Annotated in this window: 19 protein-coding genes; 12 read left to right on the top strand and 7 right to left on the bottom strand. The window is 37.3% G+C overall.

The genetic code is table 11. The features are described from left to right. Nucleotides 1–152: 152 nt before the first annotated feature. The 4 genes from AC106K_RS27320 to AC106K_RS27305 all read right to left on the bottom strand — a co-directional run bounded on the left by AC106K_RS27320 (nucleotide 153) and on the right by AC106K_RS27305 (nucleotide 3,221). A complete protein-coding gene (locus AC106K_RS27320; RefSeq protein WP_482448769.1) occupies nucleotides 153–758 on the bottom strand; it encodes a hypothetical protein in 606 nt (201 codons plus the stop codon). Then, nucleotides 748–1,257, bottom strand: coding sequence for an RNA polymerase sigma factor (locus AC106K_RS27315; RefSeq protein ID WP_482448768.1), 510 nt, complete (start codon nucleotides 1,255–1,257; stop codon nucleotides 748–750). Before AC106K_RS27315 ends, AC106K_RS27320 begins: the two co-directional genes overlap by 11 nt. Nucleotides 1,258–1,281: 24 nt before the next feature. Continuing rightward, on the bottom strand, nucleotides 1,282–2,154 hold the full coding sequence (locus tag AC106K_RS27310; protein WP_482448767.1) for a TraB/GumN family protein: 873 nt from the start codon (nucleotides 2,152–2,154) through the stop codon (nucleotides 1,282–1,284). Nucleotides 2,155–2,309: 155 nt separating this feature from the next. Continuing rightward, nucleotides 2,310–3,221, bottom strand: a complete 912-nt coding sequence (locus tag AC106K_RS27305) for a DUF4349 domain-containing protein (protein WP_482448766.1) — start codon at nucleotides 3,219–3,221, stop codon at nucleotides 2,310–2,312. 208 nt (nucleotides 3,222–3,429) lie between these two features. Here AC106K_RS27305 and AC106K_RS27300 point away from each other — a divergent pair, with 208 nt between their 5' ends. Further along, a complete protein-coding gene (locus AC106K_RS27300; protein WP_482448778.1) occupies nucleotides 3,430–4,788 on the top strand; it encodes an acyl-CoA dehydrogenase family protein in 1,359 nt (452 codons plus the stop codon). Between the two features lie 129 nt (nucleotides 4,789–4,917). On the opposite strand, the gene AC106K_RS27295 is transcribed toward AC106K_RS27300, so the two are convergent. Then, complete coding sequence (locus AC106K_RS27295; RefSeq protein WP_047097190.1) at nucleotides 4,918–5,295, bottom strand: DoxX family protein; 378 nt, start codon at nucleotides 5,293–5,295, stop codon at nucleotides 4,918–4,920. A gap of 154 nt (nucleotides 5,296–5,449) precedes the next feature. Here AC106K_RS27295 and AC106K_RS27290 point away from each other — a divergent pair, with 154 nt between their 5' ends. Further along, the gene (locus AC106K_RS27290) at nucleotides 5,450–5,701 is read left to right on the top strand and encodes a hypothetical protein (protein WP_047097189.1); all 252 of its coding nucleotides are present in this window, start codon (nucleotides 5,450–5,452) and stop codon (nucleotides 5,699–5,701) included. An 88-nt stretch (nucleotides 5,702–5,789) separates the two neighbouring features. Here AC106K_RS27290 and AC106K_RS27285 read toward each other — a convergent pair whose 3' ends face one another. Further along, on the bottom strand, nucleotides 5,790–6,902 hold the full coding sequence (locus AC106K_RS27285) for an AI-2E family transporter (protein ID WP_482448765.1): 1,113 nt from the start codon (nucleotides 6,900–6,902) through the stop codon (nucleotides 5,790–5,792). Nucleotides 6,903–7,105: 203 nt separating this feature from the next. Next, a complete protein-coding gene (gene lon / locus AC106K_RS27280) occupies nucleotides 7,106–9,511 on the bottom strand; it encodes an endopeptidase La (protein WP_482448764.1) in 2,406 nt (801 codons plus the stop codon). A gap of 260 nt (nucleotides 9,512–9,771) precedes the next feature. Here lon and AC106K_RS27275 point away from each other — a divergent pair, with 260 nt between their 5' ends. The 10 genes from AC106K_RS27275 to AC106K_RS27230 all read left to right on the top strand — a co-directional run bounded on the left by AC106K_RS27275 (nucleotide 9,772) and on the right by AC106K_RS27230 (nucleotide 22,231). Next, nucleotides 9,772–11,925: a peptidylprolyl isomerase gene (locus AC106K_RS27275; protein WP_482448763.1), complete on the top strand. Its 2,154-nt coding sequence runs from the start codon at nucleotides 9,772–9,774 to the stop codon at nucleotides 11,923–11,925. Between the two features lie 130 nt (nucleotides 11,926–12,055). Next, a complete protein-coding gene (locus AC106K_RS27270; RefSeq protein ID WP_482448762.1) occupies nucleotides 12,056–13,006 on the top strand; it encodes an MlaD family protein in 951 nt (316 codons plus the stop codon). Nucleotides 13,007–13,014: 8 nt separating this feature from the next. Next, nucleotides 13,015–14,352 (top strand): 4Fe-4S dicluster domain-containing protein, encoded by a 1,338-nt coding sequence (locus AC106K_RS27265; RefSeq protein WP_482448761.1) that lies wholly within the window; start codon nucleotides 13,015–13,017, stop codon nucleotides 14,350–14,352. Nucleotides 14,353–14,431: 79 nt separating this feature from the next. Then, complete coding sequence (locus AC106K_RS27260) at nucleotides 14,432–15,217, top strand: (Fe-S)-binding protein (protein ID WP_047097183.1); 786 nt, start codon at nucleotides 14,432–14,434, stop codon at nucleotides 15,215–15,217. 17 nt (nucleotides 15,218–15,234) lie between these two features. Beyond that, entirely contained in the window at nucleotides 15,235–16,371 is a 1,137-nt protein-coding gene (locus tag AC106K_RS27255) for a hypothetical protein (RefSeq protein ID WP_482448760.1), read from the top strand. Between the two features lie 102 nt (nucleotides 16,372–16,473). Next, entirely contained in the window at nucleotides 16,474–16,962 is a 489-nt protein-coding gene (locus AC106K_RS27250; protein WP_482448759.1) for a hypothetical protein, read from the top strand. Between the two features lie 99 nt (nucleotides 16,963–17,061). After that, entirely contained in the window at nucleotides 17,062–18,195 is a 1,134-nt protein-coding gene (locus AC106K_RS27245) for a glycosyltransferase (RefSeq protein WP_482448758.1), read from the top strand. 5 nt (nucleotides 18,196–18,200) lie between these two features. Further along, nucleotides 18,201–19,454, top strand: coding sequence for an oligosaccharide flippase family protein (locus AC106K_RS27240; protein ID WP_482448757.1), 1,254 nt, complete (start codon nucleotides 18,201–18,203; stop codon nucleotides 19,452–19,454). Nucleotides 19,455–19,794: 340 nt separating this feature from the next. Next, a complete protein-coding gene (gene asnB, locus AC106K_RS27235; RefSeq protein WP_482448756.1) occupies nucleotides 19,795–21,693 on the top strand; it encodes an asparagine synthase (glutamine-hydrolyzing) in 1,899 nt (632 codons plus the stop codon). A 37-nt stretch (nucleotides 21,694–21,730) separates the two neighbouring features. Next, entirely contained in the window at nucleotides 21,731–22,231 is a 501-nt protein-coding gene (locus AC106K_RS27230) for a hypothetical protein (protein ID WP_482448755.1), read from the top strand. Nucleotides 22,232–22,253: the final 22 nt, after the last annotated feature.

Genomic DNA, 22,253 nt, shown 5'->3' with positions numbered 1-22,253 from the left:
CATAGCAATTTATTTCCGATTTGCAAATTTAAGGAAAAATAAAACCTCTGATAAATTTGAACATGATAAATAACGTTTTTTTAAAAAACACAACCCCAGATTTTGTCTGAGGTTGATATGAAAATGCTTTTTTGCTTGGGATATTTTAATAATTATTCATCGATTTCATTCAGTATGTTTTCTAATTGTCTCGCACTTCGTCCGTAGATAAGCTTTGTATAAAAGCTAATACTGGCCACATATATTAAAGTTCCTGCCATTACCGCTAAAATGAGAAACAATTGTTGAGTATCTGATAATTCGGATAGAGATTTTCCTTTCTTCTCCAAAAGATTGTAGATTCCCAGACCAATTGTAATCAGAAGGTGAGGTAATAACAGAAACCCGAAAGACTGATACCTTTCCATATTCAGCCGGAGTTCATGATATATTTTCCACAGGCTGTTTTTGGTGTTTCCAGTATACAATTCTGTCTGTCTGTAAAATTTATAAAAACCTAAAAGATAGTAGAGTGAAATGATTACCATCACCGTATAAGATATATAATAGATAAGATACTGTGAAGGAAGGAAATGGAGCTGAAAGGGAAAAAATGCGATAAAAATGATTGCAAGAACCTGAAACGGAAATTCTTTTTTCATATTCTTCTGAATTTTTTCGATAGGATGTTTGCTTTCTTTTAGCTGCTCTATGGTGTCAGGAATTTTGACATCATTGGGTTCATTATTCCATTGTTCTTTTAATTGATCAAAATTCATAGCCTGATTTTTTTATGATTTGTTGTATTTTTTCTTTTGTTCTGTTGAGTTTTACACGGGCGTTACCTTCGCTCAGTCCGAGATTGCTTCCTATATCTTTGTGGGACATTCCTTCCATGAAATAAAATATAACCGCTTTTTCCAAAGCATTCAGTTCCTGAACAGCAAGGTAGAAGATTTCAAGCTGCCTGTCCTTTGCCGGGTTATAATCTTCTTGCTGGACTTCAAAATGAGGGAGCGTGTCTGTATGATTAGTGCTTCTCTGTTTTTCCTTTTTCAGATAAGTGATGGCGGTATTGATGGCAACACGGTACATCCAGGTAGAAAACTCACTGTTTCCTTTGAAGTTCTGGTAAGATTTCCAAAGCTGGATCAGGATTTCCTGTTGCAGATCCTCCCGATCTTCCATAGAATCGGCATAGATGCGCGAGGCTTTGTACAGGATACCTTTATGCTGGTTGACAAGCTTTAGAAAAGCCGTTTCAGTTGGATTGCTCACAATAATTTCATGGTTTGGTTATGATTATAAGTTGGATACGGCTTTTACAGTATAACCTTGAGATCGTAGAAGAGGGATGATTCCGTTTTCTCCCATCAGATGTGATCCGCCCACCGCAAAGAAAGAGCCTTCTTTTTTCATGATTTCCGGCATTATCTTTACCCAGTTTTTATTTCTGTTGCTAAGCATTGCTTTTTCCTGTTGGGCATTCATAAATCTGTCATCTTTGAAAAGCGTATAAAGTGACTGTGCATTTTCATTTTTAAAAGCCTCGATCATCTTTTTGAATAGCGCTTCATATTCTTTCCCCATCTTCAATTGTGAAATGATACTCTTAAGATCATAGGCTTCGTTGATTGATTTCATTTGATCTGTCACCTTTTCCAATCCCTTGATGCTTTTCTTATCTTTTATGGCTTTCTGAAGAAGTTCCATTTCGTACAGCTTGATCTCGGTCTGAGGACAGGGAACGGCTTTTGCGGAAAGGAGAGCGTAAAGAGCCTGAGGGCTTGAAGAGTCTATACTTTTCAGATTAGTGCCATAATCCGCAAGAAGTGTATTCAGTTCTTTGGCTTCATCAGGAGAAAGCTGATCAGATATTTTTTGATCCGTCTGATACATTTTTTGCAGTGACGCCATCTCATTAGGATCTGTATAATTGATTTCCATCACAAAATTGTCTGATTTTTCAAGTGCTTTCAATACTTTGGGTTTGATTTCAAAATCCTTGCTGCATAAGATATGAAAAGTTCCGGCAATATAAGACGGTTTAGAAAGACCGTTTCCGGATACTTCCCACAGGAGGCTGTTGTTTTCTGTATTTTTATTCTGTGCCGCAGCAGTGATGAAGTTCAATGATACTAATGCCGCAAATCCAAGTTTTACTAAATTTTTCATATGATTGTTTTTTTTGATTTTCTGTTCTTTTAAACAGTAGGTAAGACAGGCATGACAATCGTTACAGTTTTTTTTGAAAAAAAATAAAACCTCCCGGAAACAGGAGGTTGTAAAATCTAAAATTATGATGATAACCAATTGGCTAGGAGTTTGTTTTATTCTTTGGTAACAGGTTGTTCGGCTTTTAATACTCTTCTTTTTCTTAGGAAATAGATCATAGCGGCAGCGATTAATAAAAGAGGCCAGATGTTGATCAGGGCAACAACAATTCTCTGAATCAGATAAAAGCCATATACAAAACCATCTTTTGCATCATAGATAAAATTGTATTGATACTTATTGTCTATACTTGCAGTATTGGTAACGGCGATTTCCGCAATGCGAAGTTTAGGCTCTTTGATGTAAATGTCAATTGTGCTGTACTTCAGATTGTCAGCCATATTCATGCTGGCAAGCTTCTGAAGATTTCCTTCAGACATATTACCATCATCCAGTTTTACTTTGTCTTTATTGGCTTTTAGTTGATCAATGTTTTCTGATGTTTTTTGATTTCTTTTTCCTTCCAGTTCAGAATATTTGATATTAGCCGTCACATCTTCAGCATTGATAGATCTTGAATTTAAAAACAGTTTGTTATTATTGATCGCTGTCAGCAGTTCACCCAGTTTTTCGGTGGGAATGCGGACCTGCATGGTATTTTCTGTCTGGTATTTTTTGACCAGCATTGCTTTTTCATTGGAAGTGTTATAGGTATCTTCTGAAACGACGGTACTGCGAAGATTGCTGTTGGTGACAAACCCTCCAAGTTCCTGTACAGATTTTTCAATAGAAATGGTAGTTTCATATACATCCTTTACTTCCATATCTACACCTGCTGTCTTGATGAACTGTTTGTTTTTTACTTTCATATTGGCAACAGATGAAATGCTGTCTGATACAATAGCTGCCGAAGAATCTGTTGTTGCATAAGCCTCAATATCTTTTGAGGAAACTTCTCCTTTTTTACATGAATAAATTCCCAGAAGAAGAACTGCAGATAGAGATAATTTAATGTAAGTCGTTTTCATAGTGTAGATTTTTTAATGTTTTGCTTGAGTCAAAGTTCAGCCGGGATTCTTTGTAATGCTTGAAAATTGAAAGTAAAAAACTTGTAAAGAGAATATTCTATTTTAACGGGTTGAAATTGAGCGTTTTGTAAAATGATATTTGTGTTCCGATGTTGTTTTCGGAGTGATTTTTGCTTATCTTTTACAAACCAAACTACAAGATCTCATGATGTCAAATACATTTTCCAAAATCAGAAACGCAATAGAATTATTCAAATCGATCGATTTTGATCAGCTGAGTGCAATCTCTCAAAAAGTAGATTTGCCGAAACTCATGCAGAATTTCTCAAAACTGGATGATAAACAGCTATCCGGACTTATGAAAATGCTGAATCCGGAGAAGAAAAAGAAAGAACTACCACTTATAGATGGTGATTTTTATGATATTTACCATACCCTTAGCCCGGAACAGAGAGAAATTCAGCTCAAGGTAAGAGCTTTTATGGAAAAAGAAGTAAAACCTCTGGTCAACCATTATTGGCTCAGAGATGAATTTCCTTTTGAGCTGATCCCGAAATTTCAGAAATTGAATATCTGTGGGGTTACCTATGAAGGCTATGGCTGTCCGGGAATGCCTTTCCTGATGGAAGGTGTTATTGCAATGGAAATGGCTAGAATTGATGCTTCTATTGCTACTTTTTTCGGGGTACAGTCAGGGTTGGCAATGGGTTCCATTTATATCTGCGGTTCAGAAGAACAGAAACAAAAATGGCTTCCACAGATGCAGAAGTTTGAAAAAATAGGCGCTTTCGGACTTACAGAGCCTGAAGTAGGTTCAGGAGCAGCCGGAGGGTTGACGGTAACCTGCAAAAAAACACCTGACGGCTGGGTATTAAATGGTCAGAAGAAATGGATTGGAAACGCCACTTTTGCTGACCTGGTGATTATCTGGGCAAGAGATCTGGATAGTGGAGAGGTGAAGGGATTTATTGTGGAAAAAGATAATCCGGGCTATTCCGTAGAAAAGATCAAAGGAAAAATGGCCTTGAGGATTGTTCAGAACGGGCTGATTACCCTGAAAGATTGTATAGTCACCGAAGAAAACCGTTTGCAGAATGCCAATTCATTTAAAGATACCGGAAAAGTACTTCGAATGACAAGAGCAGGAGTGGCCTGGATGGCAACAGGTTGTGCCCGAGGTGCTTATGAAAGTGCATTGGATTATACCCGAAAAAGAGAGCAGTTTGGAAGACCTATCGCATCATTTCAAATGATCCAGGGCCATCTGGTAGAAATGTTGTCTAATCTTACCGCTATGCAGACCATGGTGTTCAGATTATCGGAAATGCAGGATGAAGGTATTTTAAAAGATGAGCATGCCTCACTTGCTAAAGTATTCTGTACTTTGAGGACAAGAGATATTGTATCCAGAGCAAGAGAAGTGCTGGGCGGGAACGGTATCCTGCTCGAATACGATGTTGCAAGGTTTGTAGCAGACGCCGAAGCCATTTATTCCTATGAAGGAACAAAAGAAATCAACTCGCTCATTGTGGGACGATCAATTACCGGATTCAGTGCATTTGTATAGGGAAGAGGTAGTAGGTAGCAGGTAGCAGATGATAGGTTATAGGTAGTAGTGTATTAACAACCATAAATTGTAATGGCACACTATAATACCTGCGGCCTGCAACCTATCATCTATAACCTAAATATAGCCTTATGAAACTAAGTGTTTATATTTTCCTCTGTTATCAATCAATATCCAGATATTAATGAGAAACAAAATTCCGGCGATACTCATGCCCATGGGAGATTTGTCCATTGTGAACACATGAGTGACAATTCCTACCATGACAGGTAAGATCACAATTGCTCCTAATGCTCTTGTTTTTGGAAAAATAAAAAGCAATCCGCCAAGGACCTCTATGGTTCCTACTAATGGCATCAGCCAACTGATTTCTCCAAAGGCAGCGAAAAGTTTCATTTGCTCAGGAGTTGGTTTTTCCATGGGCATATAATTAAAAAACTTGTTTAATCCAGCATTGATAAACATAAGCCCGAAAAGTAAGCATAAGATGAATTTTACTATTTTCATGATTGATGATTTAATATCAAATGTATAATAAAAATAAGATTCGTTGGTTGAATTTTAACAAAAAAATAAATAATTAGTGTTAATGGTAAGTTAATGGTGAATTTCAGATAATTTTATTATTTATATTTGAGATACAAACTAAACTATAAAAATTATGTTGAAAAATCTCAAAAAATTAAACCGTTTGAACCTGAGAGAAATTCAAGGAGGCGGAGGTATTGGAAAATGTGATATTGGACCTATAGGCTGCCCGTGTAAAATCCCACCTGGAGATCCTTGTTTAGGAGGTGGTGCTGGCGGAGGGTTGCCGGAAGTAGAGAAAGGCTATTGCCCGGATTCACATACTTACATATATTGCACAGAAACCTGTCCGAACGGAATGAGCCCTCTTTGTGCTCTTTCATAAAAATAAAAAGACTGTCTTGAAAAAGGCAGTCTTTTTATTTAAAGTTAGGAGTATGTCAATTATATTACTTATTGTCTATTACTCATATTTAGTCCATTTCCTTCAGTGTAATGTTTTTAGAAATCTTATAACTTTTCTTCTTTTTGTTGGGTTTTATTTCTTCTCCCAGCAGCCTTCCCCAAGGTTTTAAATCATCAACTCTTTCGCAGATGATCTTAATGATGGCAATAGCCGGGATACACAGGAACATTCCTGCAATCCCCCAAAGATGTTCTCCCAAAAGAATGCCTATAAAAGAAAACAAAGCGTTGATCTTTACTTTTGAGCCTACAACAAATGGCAGCACAATATTGCCGTCTACAGCATGAATGGCAATGTATCCTAAAGCAACATAAACACAAGTAGAAGGGGTGGACGTGGCAAATGCTATAAAACAGGAAATTAAAAGAGAAATAAAAATTCCCAGATACGGAATGACATTCAGTAATCCTGTAAGAACCCCTAAAAGAATAGCATATTTTACCCCCAGAATGGTAAGAAGAATGGAGGTAAGAACAGATACGATAATCACCTGGAGAAAAAGTCCGAAGATGTATTTCTTGGTCATGATTCTAATCTCATTCACCGCTTCCTGTACACTGGTTTTATGTCTTTCGCTAAAAACCGTAACAATGAAATTATTCAAAAGTCTTCTATAGTTTAATATAAAGATAAAAAACAGGGTGAAAAAGATGATAAACCCAAATCCTGTGGAAAAAATTCCGAAAGTAAAACCTAAAATAGCCCCTGAAGAAGAGAGGAGTTTATTCAGCCCTTGGTTGATATAATCTACCTGCTCATCCACTTTTACATTGAATGTTCTGGAAACCCAGTGCTGAAGATTATTGAATACCGTCGTAAACTGTTCCCTCAGGTGAGGAAGATCCTTACTGAAATCAGATAATTGGTTGGTGAAAAAGTAAATGATCCCGCCTAGAATCATCAGCATGATAAAAACCGAAGTCATTGTAGACATAGACCTTGGGAATCTCAGCCTTTTTTCCATAAAGGTTGCTGCCGGTAAAAACAGCATTGCCATGAGGAATGCAAGGAAGAAAGGAGCTAATATACTTTGTCCCAATGCCAGAAGATAGCCAATCCCGATAAGGGAAATTACAACCAGTGTAAGCTTAACAAGGAAAGGAAGTCTAAGAAAATTCATAATTTAAAATCTGCAGTGTGGAATAAAAATAAGAAAAACCCACTGAATTGAAGAATTTTTTATTCAATCAGTGTATGTTTTTCTTTCAGCATATCAAATTTTATTCCATCCAGGTTGCGGAAAGGGTCACTATAAAACAGAAACACGCTCTGATGATCAGAACGTGTTTCCTTATTGAGAAGTTGATATGTTATGAATGATTGTTACTTTTCAATGGCGATGTCAATGACTTCTTCCATTCTGTTGACATAATGTACCTTCAGATTCTTTAAATAATCTTTTTTGATCTCTTCCACATCTTTTCTGTTGGCTTCACAAAGAATAACGTCTTTGATGCCAGCTCTTGTTGCGGCAAGAAGTTTTTCTTTGATTCCTCCTACAGGAAGAACTTTTCCTCTTAAAGTAATTTCTCCCGTCATCGCAAGGTGAGGTTTTACTTTCTTATTTTTGAAAGAAGAAACCATTGAAGTCAACATCGCAATACCGGCAGATGGTCCGTCTTTAGGAGTGGCTCCTTCAGGAACATGGACGTGGATGTTTTTCTTATCCAGTTCCTCCTGCGGAATTCCCAGTTCATCATGTCTTGCCTTGATGTATTCTAAAGCAATTGTAGCAGATTCTTTCATTACTGTTCCAAGATTTCCAGTCATAGTCAGAGCCCCTTTTCCGTTGCTTAAAATGCTTTCGATATAGAGGATGTCTCCACCTACGCTGGTCCAGGCAAGACCTGTTACGACACCAGGAACTCCGGTGATCTCAGATAGACTTTTCGGTCTTGGAACCCCAAGAATTTCATCTACTTTTTCCAGAGAAATTTTAGAATCATATTCTTTTTCCAGAGCTGTTTGAAGAGCTACCCATCTTGCAATAGAAGCAATTCTTTTCTCAAGGGTTCTTACACCGCTTTCAGAAGTGTGGGCTTCTATAATATGTTTAAGTTCAGCATTTCCAAGCTTAAATGATTTTGTATCTAAACCGTTCTCTTCCTGCTGTTTTTTGATTAAGTGTCTTTTAGCAATCTCAATCTTTTCTTCAAGAGTGTATCCGGCAATCTGAATAATTTCTGTTCTGTCCAGAAGCGGGGTTTGAATTGTAGAAAGCGAGTTAGCTGTTGCAATGAACATTACTTTTGAAAGATCGTATCCCATTTCAAGGAAGTTGTCATAAAAAGATTTATTCTGTTCAGGATCAAGAACTTCCAGAAGTGCAGAGCTTGGATCTCCGTGAAGACCTTGCCCGATTTTATCAATCTCATCCAGAACAATCACAGGGTTGGAAGTTCCGGACTTTTTGATAGACTGAAGAATTCTTCCGGCCATTGCACCAATGTACGTTTTTCTGTGTCCGCGGATCTCACTTTCATCATGAAGTCCTCCAAGAGATAATCTTACATATTTTCTTCCTAAAGCATCGGCAATAGATTTCCCCAGTGAGGTTTTACCTACTCCCGGAGGCCCTACCAATAGAAGGATAGGAGATTTCATGTTGTTTTTTAATTTCAAAACAGCCATATGCTCCAAAATTCTCTTTTTAATATCCTCCAGTCCGAAATGTGCTTTGTCTAAAACCTTTTCAGCTTTTGCAATATCAAAAATATCTTTGGTATACGTTTCCCATGGAAGATCGGTAAAGAAATCCAGGTAATTTCTCTGAACATTATAATCCGGAGAATTAGGATTCTGACGCTGTAATCTGCTGATTTCCTTCTGGAAATGATCTTCTACTTCCTGGCTCCATTTTTTAGTCTTCGCCTTATTGATAAGATCTTCCACATCGCTTTCAGGACCGCCACCCAGCTCTTCCTGGATCGTTCTGATCTGTTGGTTCAGAAAATATTCTCTCTGTTGTTTGTCAAGATCTTTCGAGGTTTTCTGATGGATCTGGCTTCTAAGTTCCAGCTTTCTGAAGTCCTCATGCATCATTTCATAGCATTTGTTGGCTCTTTCCATCAGGCTTTTCTCTTCGAGAAGCTTTTGTTTGGCTAAAGAGGAGAAATTGGCATTCGTACAGATAAAATTCAGAAGGTCATCATTATTATTGATGTTTTTGATGGCAAAGTTGGCTGCATTCGGAATATTCGGATCCAGCTCGATGATCTTTAATGCAAGATCTTTGATATTTTCCAGCAAGGCTTCATATTCCTCCTGATTTTTGGGTTTAGTGTCTTTTAGCTTTGAAATTTCTGCCTTGAAATAAGGTTGAGTTTCAATGATCTTTTTGATCTTGAATCTATGGAAGCCTTTGGTGATGGCTGTAATATTTCCTTCCGGTAACTTGATGATCTTGATGATCTTAGCCAGAGTTCCGGTGGTGTAAATGTCTTTTTCTGCAGGTTGTTCCAGATCTGAATTTCTCTGGCTTACAATTCCAATGAAATCTCCGTTCTTCTGAGCCTCTTCAAGAAGCTGTATCGAGGCTTTTCTTCCCGCAGTAATGGGAATCACTACATTAGGGAACATTACCATATTTCTTACGGGAAGTATAGGGAATATTTTCTGTTCGGAATTCTGATCAGTTTCCGCAAAGTCGGAAAGATTGATCTCTTCAGCTACGATGTCAAATCCGTCGCTGATCATTTCTTCTAAACTAATATCTTCAAATTCTGTCATAGTCAATCGAATGACAAATTGTCATTTTCGTTTTTTATCGTTAAAAGGATTTCTTATAATATGCTTTGAAAACGTGGAGTATATTATAATATTTAAAATATGCACAATACTTATGCCATTTGTTTTTTGCTAAAAAATACGGTCAAAATTTCCTTTTTTTAATAATCTTTGGATTAAAAATCAAAATAAAGAACTTCTGTTTCTGTAATTTCTTAAAAATGTGTATTTTCGCAAACTGATAAAAAACTATAATTTATAAAATGGCAATTTTAGGACAGATTAGGAGTAAGCCTTGGCTTTTAATGGGAGTAATAGCCTTAGCGCTTTTGGCGTTCCTGGTAAACCCCGATAGTATCGACAAGGTTTTTGGTAAAAATCCTGACGTTTTAGGAAAAGTAAATGGTGAGAAAATCACCCGCGAAGAGTTCAATGATCAGCTTTTCGTGTTGCAGCAGCAGGCTGAGCAGCAAGGTCGTCCAAAGAACGGTCTTGAGGAGCAGGCTTGGCAGTTACTTGTACAATCCAAACTTATCAAACAACAATTTGAAAAATTAGGTTTTGAAATGACGGATGATTATTTCTGGAGTCAGATCCAGTACGATCAGATGTTTGCTCAGAACCAACAGTTCTTTGATGAGAAAGGAAACTTTAAAACTCAAGATCTTAAAAAAGAAATTGAAACATTACAAAACACCAATCCTCAGGGATATTCTCAATGGTTGAAAACAAGAAAGACTATTGAGTACAGACTGATGGCAAGACAGGTGTTTTCCAATATTTCAGCAGGGATTACTACAGGTAAGAAAGAAGCTGAAGAACTGATGAAGCAGAGAGATCAGCTTGCTGACATCGACTTCGTAAAAGTTGATTATGCTGCTTATCTTCAGAAAACAAAAATCAATGTGACTACACAGGATCTTGCAGACTACATCAAGAAGCACCCTGTAATGTTCAAAGCAGAGCCAAGCAGAAATATCGGTATCGTATATTTCCCATCGAAGCCTAGTGCAGCAGATGATGCAGCAGCATTGAAAGAGATTACAAAACTATACTCAGGAGGAACTGATGCAAGCGGAGGTGCTGAAAACTTCCAGAATACGAAAAACGATTCTATGTTTGTAATGGCGAATTCTGATATGCCTTTCAACCCTCAATATGTGAAACCTACTCAATTGCCGGCTACAATACAGGGGCAGATTGCTACTGCAGCGGTTGGACAGACTTTCGGTCCGTATAAAGAGCAGGATTTCTATGTAGTTTCTAAACTTGTAGGTAAAAAGACTTCAGATTCTACTTTATCAAGACATATCCTTATTGCATTCAAAGGAAGCCCTGCAGGTGAAGGGGTAACAAGATCCAAAGAGCAGGCTAAGAAATTGGCAGACTCTATCGGAGCGATTGTAAAAGCTACTCCTGCTAAATTTACAGAATTCCTTAAACTTTCTAACGATCCTAATTCAGCTGCTCAAGGAGGTAGTTTAGGTTGGACAACTCCAGAAACGCCTTTCGTTCCGGAATTCCTTACTTACCTTGCTAACAACCCTAAAGGAGCTACAGGAGTGGTAGAAACTCAGTTCGGTTACCATATCATCAATATTGAAGATAAAAAATCAGGATCAATGGGGTATAAAGTTGCGAACCTTGTGAAAGCAATTAAACCTTCAGATGCTACTGAGGCTGAAACTGATAAAAAATCAAGAAAATTCATTCAGCAGGTTCAAGGGAAATCTTTCAACGATTTCGTGAATATTGCTAAGAAAGATAATTATCAGTTCACTAATCCTAAAGCGGCTAAAAGATTTGAAGGTCAGCTTCAGGGCTTAGGTACAGAAAAAGACGGTGAGATCCTGGCTTGGGCTTTCGATAAGAAAAGATCTAAAGGAGATACTGAACTTTTCACTGTAGACGGAACAGGTGATAAAATTGTAGTTTATCTTAACGGAAAACAGGAAGCAGGTCTTGCAGATCCTGAATCGGTAAGAGACCAGATTGAAGTAATTGTTAAAAATAAATTGGCTGCAAAACAAATCTCTGATAAAATTGCTGGAGCGAAAGCTTCAAACTTAGATCAGATTGCTAAATTATTTGCCACTTCAAAACAGTCTGCTCAGGTAAACCTATTGAATCCTTCAGTAGCCGGAGCTATGGAGCCTAAAGTAGCCGGTGCAGCATTCGGTGTTGCAAAAGGTAAACTTTCTAACCCGGTTGAAGGTGGAACAGGAGTATACGTTCTGATCAAAAAATCTGAAACGGTAAACAAACAACCTGGAGACCTTAAGCAGTTTACTGAGTCTATTACTCAGAGAAATGCAGGAATGTTCGGACAGGCTTGGATGAAGAGCCTTCAGGACAATGCTGATATTGAAGATTTCAGAATCGAAATCTGGAATAAAATCGGAAATCAGCAACAGTAAGAAATACATTTTACAGATATAAAAAAGCGACAAAATTTTTTGTCGCTTTTTTTTGTATTTAACGCAGAACAATAAGGGAAAAGATTTATTTAAAATGTATTATATTTGCTTATTAGAAAAAAATTAGCAAGTGAAGTTCAGTAAAGAATTAAAAGCTGGTGTGATCGCACTTCTAGCTATTGTAGGCTTTGTGGTGTTGTTTCAGTTTATGAAAGGGAAAAGCCTTTTTACTACCGATAATATATTTTACGCAAAATATGACAATGTAGAAGGCCTGGCACAGTCTTCGGCAGTTTCTATTAACGGTCTGAAAGTAGGGCAGGTGGATAAAATTATTCCTCTGACCTCAAAAGATGGAAAAATCAACTTTGTCGTAAAAATTACAATCGACAACAAATTCGAATTTTCAAAAAACTCTACACTGGAAATCTTTGAACCAGGCTTAATGTCCGGAAAAGAGATGAGAGTAAATCTTATGTATGGTGGGGTGACTGCAAAAGACGGGGATACCCTGAAAGGTGCTTTTAAACTGGGAACATTGGGAAGCCTTTCTTCTCAGGTAGGCCCGGTAAAAGATCAGTTACAGGTGGTTCTTCATAGAGTAGACTCTCTGATGACCAATGCCAATATGCTTGTAGATGCCCAAAACAGAGCAGAAATCAAAGCTTTGTTATCCAACCTTAATAAGACCGTAAGTGCATTACAGACTACAGCAGGAAGTGTAAACAGCCTGGTAGGACATAATGATCCGAAACTTCAAAAAGTACTGGACGATGCAAGCCTTACGATGCAAAGTGGAAAAGTAACTTTGGATAAATACGGAAATCTTGCACAAAGCATTGATACAAAGCAACTGAACGCAACGATTGCCAATCTGGATGCAACAGTAGGAAAGCTTAATCAGGTGATTGGTGGAATTGACAAAGGAGAGGGAAGTTTAGGTAAACTGATGAAGGATGATCAACTTTACAATAATCTGAACTCAGCATCTTCCAACCTGAATTCATTGATTGAAGATATGAAAGCGAATCCTAAGAGATACATCAATTTCTCTGTTTTCGGTAAAAACAATAAAGACTAATACGCCTTATGCAGTACATCGATAACATTATTTTTCTGATTTTATTAGTGGCCGGATTTGGGCTGTTTGCCAAAAGCCTGCAGAAGATCTACAGAAATATCAGATTAGGTCACGAAATCAATAGAAACGACAGAAAAGGAGAACGTTGGGAAACGATGGCCCGTGTAGCCATGGGACAGAGTAAAATGACAGCACGTCCTGTTGCAGGAGTTTTACACCTTTTTGTATATGTAGGTTTTGTGATTATTAATATTGAATTAATAGAAATTGTTGTTGATGGAATATTTGGTACACACCGTTTTTTATCAAGTATTTTCGGACATACATTTTATAATTTCTTTACGGCAACATTAGAAGTTTTGGCACTTTTAGTGGTGATTGGGGTTGTCATTTTCTTTATTCGTAGAAATTTTTACGGAGTGAAAAGATTGACAATGAAAGAACTTTTCGGATGGCCGAAAAATGATGCAAACTGGATTCTGATCATTGAATTCGCTCTGATGATGGCTTTCTTTATGATGAATGCTTCAGATTTTATTTTACAATCGAGAGGAGCTTTACCGGAACATGGAAGCTTCCCGATCAGTGAGATGACATTGGTTCCGTTCTTAGAAATCTTCAATTTTGATAACGGTTTTTTACATTTTACAGAAAAAGGAGCATGGTGGTTCCACTTTGTAGGAATTCTGTTCTTCATGAACTACCTGTATTATTCAAAACATTTACATATTATCCTGGCATTTCCAAGTACATGGTATGCCAACCTTGATAAAAAAGGAAAATTCAACAATCTTGATTCCGTAACCAAAGAAATCAAGTTGATGATGGACCCGAATGCAGATCCTTATGCTGCTCCGGCAGAAGGGGCTGAAGCAGATGTTCCATCTAAATTTGGGGCAGAAGATATTTTCGATCTGAACCAGGTACAATTGCTGAATGCTTATTCATGTACAGAATGTGGACGTTGTACTTCTGTTTGCCCGGCGAACATTACCGGCAAAAAACTGTCTCCGAGATTGATCCTGATGAAGACCAGAGACAGATTGGAAGAAGTGGGAAGAAACATCGATAAGAACGGAAAATTCGTTGATGACGGTAAGAAGTTATTGAACGACTATATCACAAAAGAAGAACTTTGGGCCTGTACAACATGTAATGCCTGTACAGATGCTTGTCCGGTATTGCTTGATCCGCTTTCCATTATCTTTGAAATGAGAAGATTCCTGGTAATGGAACAGTCTGCTGCTCCACAGGAACTGAACCTGATGATGACCAATGTGGAAAACAATGCTGCACCTTGGCAGTATAACCAGGCAGACCGTCTGAATTGGGCAACAGAAAATTAATGTAACAATGTAAATAATGTAACGATGTAACAACCATTGCTAAACTGTTACATTGGTATATTGATAAATTTGATTTAGAATGGATTTCAATATAAAAACAATGGCAGAATATGCTGCCGAAGGAAAAGCCCCGGAAGTTTTATTCTGGGTGGGATGTGCAGGAAGTTTCGATGACCGCGCCAAAAAAATTACAAAAGCATTTTGCAAAATATTAAATAAAATAGGGGTTGAATTTGCAGTTCTGGGACAGGAAGAAAGCTGTACTGGAGATCCTGCGAAAAGAGCTGGAAACGAATTTGTCTTCCAGATGATGGCCCTTACCAATATTGAAGTGCTGAATGCCTACGAAGTAAAGAAAATCGTAACGGCTTGTCCACACTGTTTCAATACCCTTAAAAATGAATATCCAAGCTTAGGAGGACATTTTGAAGTGGTACACCATACCCAATTCCTTAAGACCTTAATGGAAGAAGGACGTTTGAAAATTGAAGGAGGCGCATTCAAAGGAAAGAAAATTACCTTCCATGATCCATGTTACTTGGGACGTGCTAATGATGAATATGAAGCACCAAGAATGCTGCTTGAAAAGCTTGATGCAGAGCTTGTAGAAATGAAGCGTTGCAAAACCAACGGGCTTTGTTGTGGAGCAGGAGGAGCACAGATGTTCAAAGAGCCTGAAAAAGGAAACAAAGACATCAATATTGAAAGAACAGAAGAAGCTTTATCTTTTGAACCTAAAGTCATTGCAACAGGATGTCCTTTCTGCAATACGATGATGACGGATGGGGTAAAGCACTTTAATAAAAATACTGAAGTTGCCGTAAAGGATATTGTTGAACTTCTTGCTGAAGCAGAAGATTTATAATCATCTTATAGAGGTTTATGAAACTAAAATGGGGGCTCTCCTTTTTGTTTGTACTGTCAATACTTACCTTTCTTACCTTTTGGAATTACAACAACAGGGTATATGACTGGGATATGCCGGGCTATCTGGGGTGTATGTACACTTCCGAATTCCCGGACTCACCGGATAAAGTACGCATCATTACTTATGAAGAAATAAAAAAAGAGGCTCCTGCAGAACACTATGCAGACGTTATCGGCGTAAAGCCGTGGGACATACCGAGGCAGTATTTCACAAAAAATACCCAGTCTTTTACAGAACAATTACCCTATTTTCAAATCAAAGTAGGGTATATTCTTGTTATTACCCTTTTTTATAAACTCGGGGTGAGCCCACCAATGTCGGTTCTGGGTGTCAGTCTTATTTCCTACTTTATTTCAGGGCTGTTGTTTTTTTACATCCTGAAGCTCTTGTTTCCGAAAAAATACTGGCTTGCCGTTCTATTGACCGTTGCGGCGATGCTTTTGCCTCCAATGACTTATATGGCCACGGTTTCCACACCGGATATGTTCATTTTTCAGTTTATTTTGATCTTTATTATTGGGTTAATTAAAAACTGGAGTAAATGGGGAATGTTTATACTTCTTTTTACCATCACTTTTATCCGTCCGGACTATATTACCTTTACCCTAACGTATATAATAGCAGTTTTTCTGTTCTATTATTTTAAAGAAAAGAAAATTGATATTTCTTATGTTATTCAGGGAAGTGTTCTATTGGTGATGTATCTGGCTATTATTAAATTTTACCATTATCCGGGGTGGAAAGATGTTTTTTACGATACATTTATAGACAGAAGACCTATTATTTCCACACATCCGGTTGAGTTAAGCTTAATGGATTATCTGGAGATCATTTACATTAAAATCATCTATTTTAAAAAGGTGACTTTATCGGTGTCTATCATGATAGCCGTGATCTTCTGGAAATCAAAAGATGTATGGGTGAGAATGATTTCCGTTCTTTTCCTGGTAAACGTTTATATCAAATTCTTTTTCTTCCCGCAGTCTGCGGCACTGAGATTTTTCTTCCCGTTTATTTTTCCGCTGTTCATTATGATGCTCTATGTTCTGAGCAGAAAATACAATGATCTTAAACTCGAGAAAATTGTGTAATTTTGTCTTCTGAATTGATAGAGTATGAAATCCCTGAATTTCCTGTCCTGCAAACAGATATGGAAATAAGGATAACGTAGTCTTTTAAATACTATTTACATTATGAAAATCGAAGAATCCAATATTGTAGAAACCAACGACTACAGAGTCATTATATATCCAGCTTCAAGACCTTTTGAAACCAAAGAAGCTAAAGCGATTACAGAAAAGCTTTTTGACTTCCTTGCTACGTGGGCCGCTCATGGAAAACCACTTTCTTCTTCATTTAAAATCGAAAAGAACCAGTTTATCGTGGTGTGTGTAGACGAAGAAAAAGAAATGGCTTCCGGATGCAGCATCGATGCTTTAGGAAAAGTAATGAGAGAGATTGATGAAGAATATCAGTTAGGCCTTTTCGACAGAATGAAAGCAAGTTTTGTTGAAAACGGAGAAGTGAAAACTTTAAAACTGATGGACTTTAAAGCAAAGGTGAGAAATGGAGAGTTTTCGAATGACATCCAGGTTTTTGATTTCTCCAAAAATACCTACCTTGACTTTTTGAGCCACTTCCTTCTTCCACTGGAGAAGAGCTGGGCGGCTACGATAAAATAAACGCTACTAAGCACAAAATGCTTATGAATCATAAAGTGGAAACAGGTTTTCCACTTTTTTGTTTTAATGTATCTTTGTACAGATTCGAGTAAGAAACTAATGCCTAAAGTACTTTTTTTAACGACTTCCCACAGCTATAATGATGACCGCATTTTTTATCATCAGGCGAAGGCTCTTAGAGATAATGGGTATGAAGTAAAAATATGCAGTTTATATGCAGATTACAAAGGTATTATTGATGGCATTGAGATTGAATCCTACGCCGTTCTGGAAGAAAGTATTGAAAAGAAAACCGAAACGTTCCGGAAAGTCTGTGAAGCTTTTCAGCCTGACTCTATCATCTGTTCTGAGCCTTTGGCAGTAGTGGCTGCAAAAAACTTGGTAAAAGAGAAAAGAATAAGCTGTATTTATGATGTTACGGAATGGTATCCTTCCATATCTATGCTGGAGAAATATAAGTTCCCTGTGAGCATCTTTCATGCAATAAAGTTTTTTCTTATTCAGTTATATGCAGGGTGGTTGAGCACTGACTTTATCTTTGGAGAGGCAACCAAAAGATTTCCTTTGGCTTATTTTTTCTGGTTTAAAAAGCAGATGATCCTTCCTTATTACCCGGATCCGGAGTATATCAAGGAAAATATCAAAGAACCAGTTTCCGGGGAGATTACCCTTTGCTATACAGGACAGATTTCAAAAGAGAAAGGAATTGGTAATTTCTTTGAGGCCGTAGATAAGGTCCGTCAAAAGGTCCCTGAATTAAAAATCAGCATTTTAATCGTAGGATCTTCTCCTCAGGAAAGTGACAAAGCCTATTTTTCAGAATTGCTTGAACACTATTCTTTTACCGACATTGAAATCAGAAAACCAACCTCTTTCGAGAAGTTCACAGAAGTCTTTGCTGATGCAGATCTCTGTTTCGATCTCAGGGAAATCAATTTTGAGAATAACCACTCTTTGCCCATCAAACTTTTTTATTTTATGGGAGCAGGTAAGCCGGTGATCTATTCAAATCTTAAAGGAATCCGGAAACATATGGGAAGTCTTTCTTTTGGGTATCTGGTAAATCCACAGGATGCAGATGCCGTTGCAGAACTGATCATCAATTATGCAGAGAATCAAGAGCTCTACCATACACATGCACTCAATGCGAAGAAAGAATTTAAAGAGAAGTACAATTGGGGGCTGATAAAGAACTCATTTGTAGATTTTGTGAAAAGATCTGTTGAAAGATAATTATTATGCCGCTTACCATCATTAAAACTTTCGTTTCCCGCTTTCTTATCCTGGTGCTCAGCTTCGGGTTGGTGATCTATTCTACGAATATGTGGGGAAGTGAGGGAAAGGGAACTATTTCTATTGTCATCGCCAATGCGGCTGCGGTAAGCTTTTTCAGCAGTATATTTTCCGGGAGCAGTGCCTCGTATTTTGCTTCAAGATTTAAGATAGAGAAGATTTTACTATATGCATACCTCTGGTCTGTTTTTATAGGACTTTTAGTCCCTTTTCTGTTTAGTTTTACCTCAGTTCAGAGCGGGTATCTTTTGCATCTGATCGGAATTTCTGTTTTCTCATCCCTGTTATCAACCAATATAAGCTTGTTTGTTGGGACACAGAATATTAGAAAATTTAATGTCTATACTGTTTTGCAACAGCTGGTTCATATTATTTTTATAGGAGTGCTGGTATATGGGTTCCATCAAAAAGAGGTTTCAGTATATTTTCTTGCACAGATCGGCTGCCTGGCTCTTCTTTTTATAACGAGTTTCTTTCAGATCATTAAAAAATGTAATATTTCAGAGGTTTCATTCTCCAGAGAAGTTGCGAGGAATATGTTCGAATATGGCTGGAAAACCCAGTTGAGCGCCTTTGTGCAGTTTCTGAATTACAGACTTTCATTTTATTTTCTGGAATATTTTGAAGGCATTGCCAGCGTAGGAATTTTTTCGATCGGGGTCACCTTTTCAGAAGCGATATGGACAATTACAAGAAGTATTGCTGTCGTTTTATACTCTGATGTGGTCAACAGCAAAAGCAGGGAAGAATCTATAGAAAAAACCAAATCTTCAATTAAACTGACGGTCATTCTGATGTTAGGTTTTATTTTGGGAATTCTGGTCATCCCTTCAGAGGTCTATGTGTTGATTTTCGGGAAAGAATTTAAGGATACCAAAGAGATCATGCTTCTTTTATCTCCGGGGATTTTTGCGATTGCTGTGAGTGATATGGTAGGACATTATTTCTCAGGAATCAGAGAGTTGAAAATTCTGAACATCAAATCATTAGTGGGACTTGTGGTGACACTTATTTTTTCTTTCATTGCCATACCCAAATGGGGAATTCTGGGAGCTTGTATAGCAACGACAGCTTCTTATCTGGTTTCGGCTTTCCTGTTATTCAGAAAATTCTACAGAACTACACCGTTCAGGCTGAAGGATTATATGATTTCAAAAGAAGAAGTACAGCTTTTAAGAGCTAAATTTTTAAAAAAATAATATTCTTCTGCTGGATGAGTATGAAGCGTTTCTTAATAAGATTGAAGATGCTTTTTTTAACGCAAAGTTTTACTTCTCATAGTGTAATATTTTAAGTGAGCAAAGATGGAATCAACTTCATTGATTCTTACGAAGCGTACGCATAGATATAAAGCTTCATCAGATCGATTAGAAATCGATTCTCTCTTAGCACCCTTAAAAATATAACATAAACAAAATAAAACTTTGTGTCTATAAAAACCTCTTGCTTCAGTTCTCATTCTTTTTCTACCGATTTGTAAGCCTGATTTCTATTAAATAAAGTCATTTCCTTATTTTTACAAATCTATTAAGTCTTATTATGTGCGGAATCAGCGGTTATTATTCATTTCAAAAAAGTATTTCTTCTCAGAATATCCTGAAGATGAATCAGGCCATCAGGCACCGCGGGCCAGATGATGAAGGGTTCTGGCTGTATCATAATCACGAAGGAACTTCATTTTCCGGGAATGATTCTACCCAAAAAGTAAAAGATCAATTTCCGGTCTTAGGAGAAATGCAGTCCGATATTGCATTGGGTTTCCGAAGGTTATCAATTGTTGATCTTTCTGAAAAAGGGCATCAGCCAATGCTTTCTGAAGATGAGAAAATCATTATTACATTCAACGGAGAAATTTACAATTTCAAAAAGCTTAGAGCAGAGCTTGAGGCGTTTGGGCATCTCTTTATAAGTACTTCCGATACTGAAGTGATTCTGAAAGCTTATCAGCAGTGGGGAAATTCAGTGTTTGAAAAACTGGATGGAATGTTTGCTATTTGTATCGTTGATCTTATGGAGCAAAAGCTTATTCTGGCAAGAGACAGAGTGGGAATGAAGCCTCTTTTTTACCATCAGAACGAAAAGGGAATTGTTTGGGCTTCAGAAATAAAAGCAATTTTGAAGAATGAATGGGTCAATCCGGAAGTCAACTGGAACGGAGTCTATACTAATTTCCTTTTTCAGACTACATTAGCCCCGCAAACCTGTTTTCAGAATATATTTTCTCTTGAGCCTGCCTCTTTTATGACTATCGGCTTAAAAGATCGGACCATTACAAAAGAGAAGTTCTGGAATTTGCCTGCTAAATGTACTGTAAATATTTCTGAAGAAGAAGCCGTGAAGAAAATTGACGGACTATTGTCTGAAAGTATATCTGAACAGTTATATGCAGATGTTCCTGTTGCTGTCATGATGAGTGGAGGAATAGATTCTACCTTAATTGCTTCAAAATCAAAGCCGTTCAATCAAAATATCAATGCCTACACCATATCTTATCCGTTTTCTGAAGAGGAAGTGGAAAAAGCTTCACTGGCAGCCAGGCATTTTGACGTTTCACACCAGATAAAAGAAATAAGTGATAAAGAAGCACTGGATCAGCTCAAAGAAAATATCCAGCATTTTGAAGAGCCTTACAGCAGTTTCGAAGTATTGATCAATGCTGCAAAATATGCTCATGATAAAGACTTCAAAGTTGTATTGAGCGGAAATGGTGCCGATGAACTTTTTGGAGGCTATTCGCATACCCTGAAACTTAAGAGGTGGCTTTTGATGAGAAATTTTAATTTTATAAAGCCTTTGATCTTTACGAAAGATCAGTTCTCACAAAGAGTAAAAAATTATTTTTCCCAGGAGGCGATGTTTGATTTTTTTCGTCAGAGCCAGATCAGTATGAGGCCTCTTCAGGTAAAAAATGTTTTAAAAACTGAAATTTACACTAAGATCAGCACAGATCTTTCAGAGTATTATGCTTCAGAATCAAAAGATTATTCAGGATATTTTGAATATGACATGAAGTATTCCCTGTCTTCCCATCATGTTTTCCGGGATGACCTGAGTGCCATGAAATACGGAGTAGAATTCCGGTATCCTTATCTAAGTAATAAACTGATTGATTATGTGGCTGCCTTACCGGAGGAAATCAGGTTCAACGGGATGATCAATAAGCCTTTATTAAGAAAAACAGCGGAAAAATATCTTCCATCAGAAGTTTTGAATATGCCTAAAAGAGGATTTTCTTTTCCGGTACATTACTTCCTTAAAAAAGAAAAAAAAGTTCGGGATTTTATTACGGAAACTTTAGAAAGCCTAAAACAAAGAGATTTTTTTAGGGCTGAAGTGATTGATGAATGGTGGAATCACCAGGAGCATGAATACGATTGGGTGAAAATCTGGCAGTTGGTCACTTTTGAATTATGGTATCAGAAATATTTTGAAAAATAAAGAAGCAGTCTAAAGATTAATATTTTACCTTTGTATCATGATGAAATATTTTTGGAGTATATTGATGATTATGTCTGTGCTTATAAGCTGCAAAAGTGATGATGAATCTTTGCAGAGGATTGATCAGATCATGAATATTTATATGAAGAACAGTACCAATCCGGATCTGCTGAATGCAAAAAAGCCAGGTTCTTATACCGCGTTTTCTGTGAACGATATGCTGGGAGATAAAGATATTTCACCTGTGACTATTCCTTTGAAAATGACTACAGATTCGCTGTTTTATATGGAATATATTTCTGGTGCCAAGAGAAAAAAGTTTGATTCTGCAGGGACCACCTATTATTCCCGAATGCAGCTTACCCTTTCCAGGAATGTAAATAATGCGACTGAAACCACTGTGGACCAGCTTGAAATTCATTATCGAAATACCCCAACAGTATTCCAGGTTTCGGAAGTATTATACAACCAGAAACCGGTGTTTTCCAAAGATGCAGGTGCACCAAATTCAATAAATGTGGTAACTGTCACAAAATAATTTTAAATTTGTAAAATTGTTA

The sequence above is a fragment of the Chryseobacterium sp. FR048 genome (assembly GCF_056844665.1).
This window is presented reverse-complemented; position numbering and strand designations above follow the sequence as displayed.

Bases quoted from the DNA above. Each gene is read 5' to 3' on its own strand.
- AC106K_RS27320 (WP_482448769.1), bottom strand. From the start codon at position 758: ATGAATTTTGATCAATTAAAAGAACAATGGAATAATGAACCCAATGAT.
- AC106K_RS27310 (WP_482448767.1), bottom strand. From the start codon at position 2,154: ATGAAAAATTTAGTAAAACTTGGATTTGCGGCATTAGTATCATTGAAC.
- AC106K_RS27305 (WP_482448766.1), bottom strand. From the start codon at position 3,221: ATGAAAACGACTTACATTAAATTATCTCTATCTGCAGTTCTTCTTCTG.
- AC106K_RS27300 (WP_482448778.1), top strand. From the start codon at position 3,430: ATGTCAAATACATTTTCCAAAATCAGAAACGCAATAGAATTATTCAAA.
- AC106K_RS27295 (WP_047097190.1), bottom strand. From the start codon at position 5,295: ATGAAAATAGTAAAATTCATCTTATGCTTACTTTTCGGGCTTATGTTT.
- AC106K_RS27290 (WP_047097189.1), top strand. From the start codon at position 5,450: ATGTTGAAAAATCTCAAAAAATTAAACCGTTTGAACCTGAGAGAAATT.
- AC106K_RS27285 (WP_482448765.1), bottom strand. From the start codon at position 6,902: ATGAATTTTCTTAGACTTCCTTTCCTTGTTAAGCTTACACTGGTTGTA.
- lon (WP_482448764.1), bottom strand. From the start codon at position 9,511: ATGACAGAATTTGAAGATATTAGTTTAGAAGAAATGATCAGCGACGGA.
- AC106K_RS27275 (WP_482448763.1), top strand. From the start codon at position 9,772: ATGGCAATTTTAGGACAGATTAGGAGTAAGCCTTGGCTTTTAATGGGA.
- AC106K_RS27265 (WP_482448761.1), top strand. From the start codon at position 13,015: ATGCAGTACATCGATAACATTATTTTTCTGATTTTATTAGTGGCCGGA.
- AC106K_RS27260 (WP_047097183.1), top strand. From the start codon at position 14,432: ATGGATTTCAATATAAAAACAATGGCAGAATATGCTGCCGAAGGAAAA.
- AC106K_RS27255 (WP_482448760.1), top strand. From the start codon at position 15,235: ATGAAACTAAAATGGGGGCTCTCCTTTTTGTTTGTACTGTCAATACTT.
- AC106K_RS27250 (WP_482448759.1), top strand. From the start codon at position 16,474: ATGAAAATCGAAGAATCCAATATTGTAGAAACCAACGACTACAGAGTC.
- AC106K_RS27245 (WP_482448758.1), top strand. From the start codon at position 17,062: ATGCCTAAAGTACTTTTTTTAACGACTTCCCACAGCTATAATGATGAC.
- AC106K_RS27240 (WP_482448757.1), top strand. From the start codon at position 18,201: ATGCCGCTTACCATCATTAAAACTTTCGTTTCCCGCTTTCTTATCCTG.
- asnB (WP_482448756.1), top strand. From the start codon at position 19,795: ATGTGCGGAATCAGCGGTTATTATTCATTTCAAAAAAGTATTTCTTCT.
- AC106K_RS27230 (WP_482448755.1), top strand. From the start codon at position 21,731: ATGATGAAATATTTTTGGAGTATATTGATGATTATGTCTGTGCTTATA.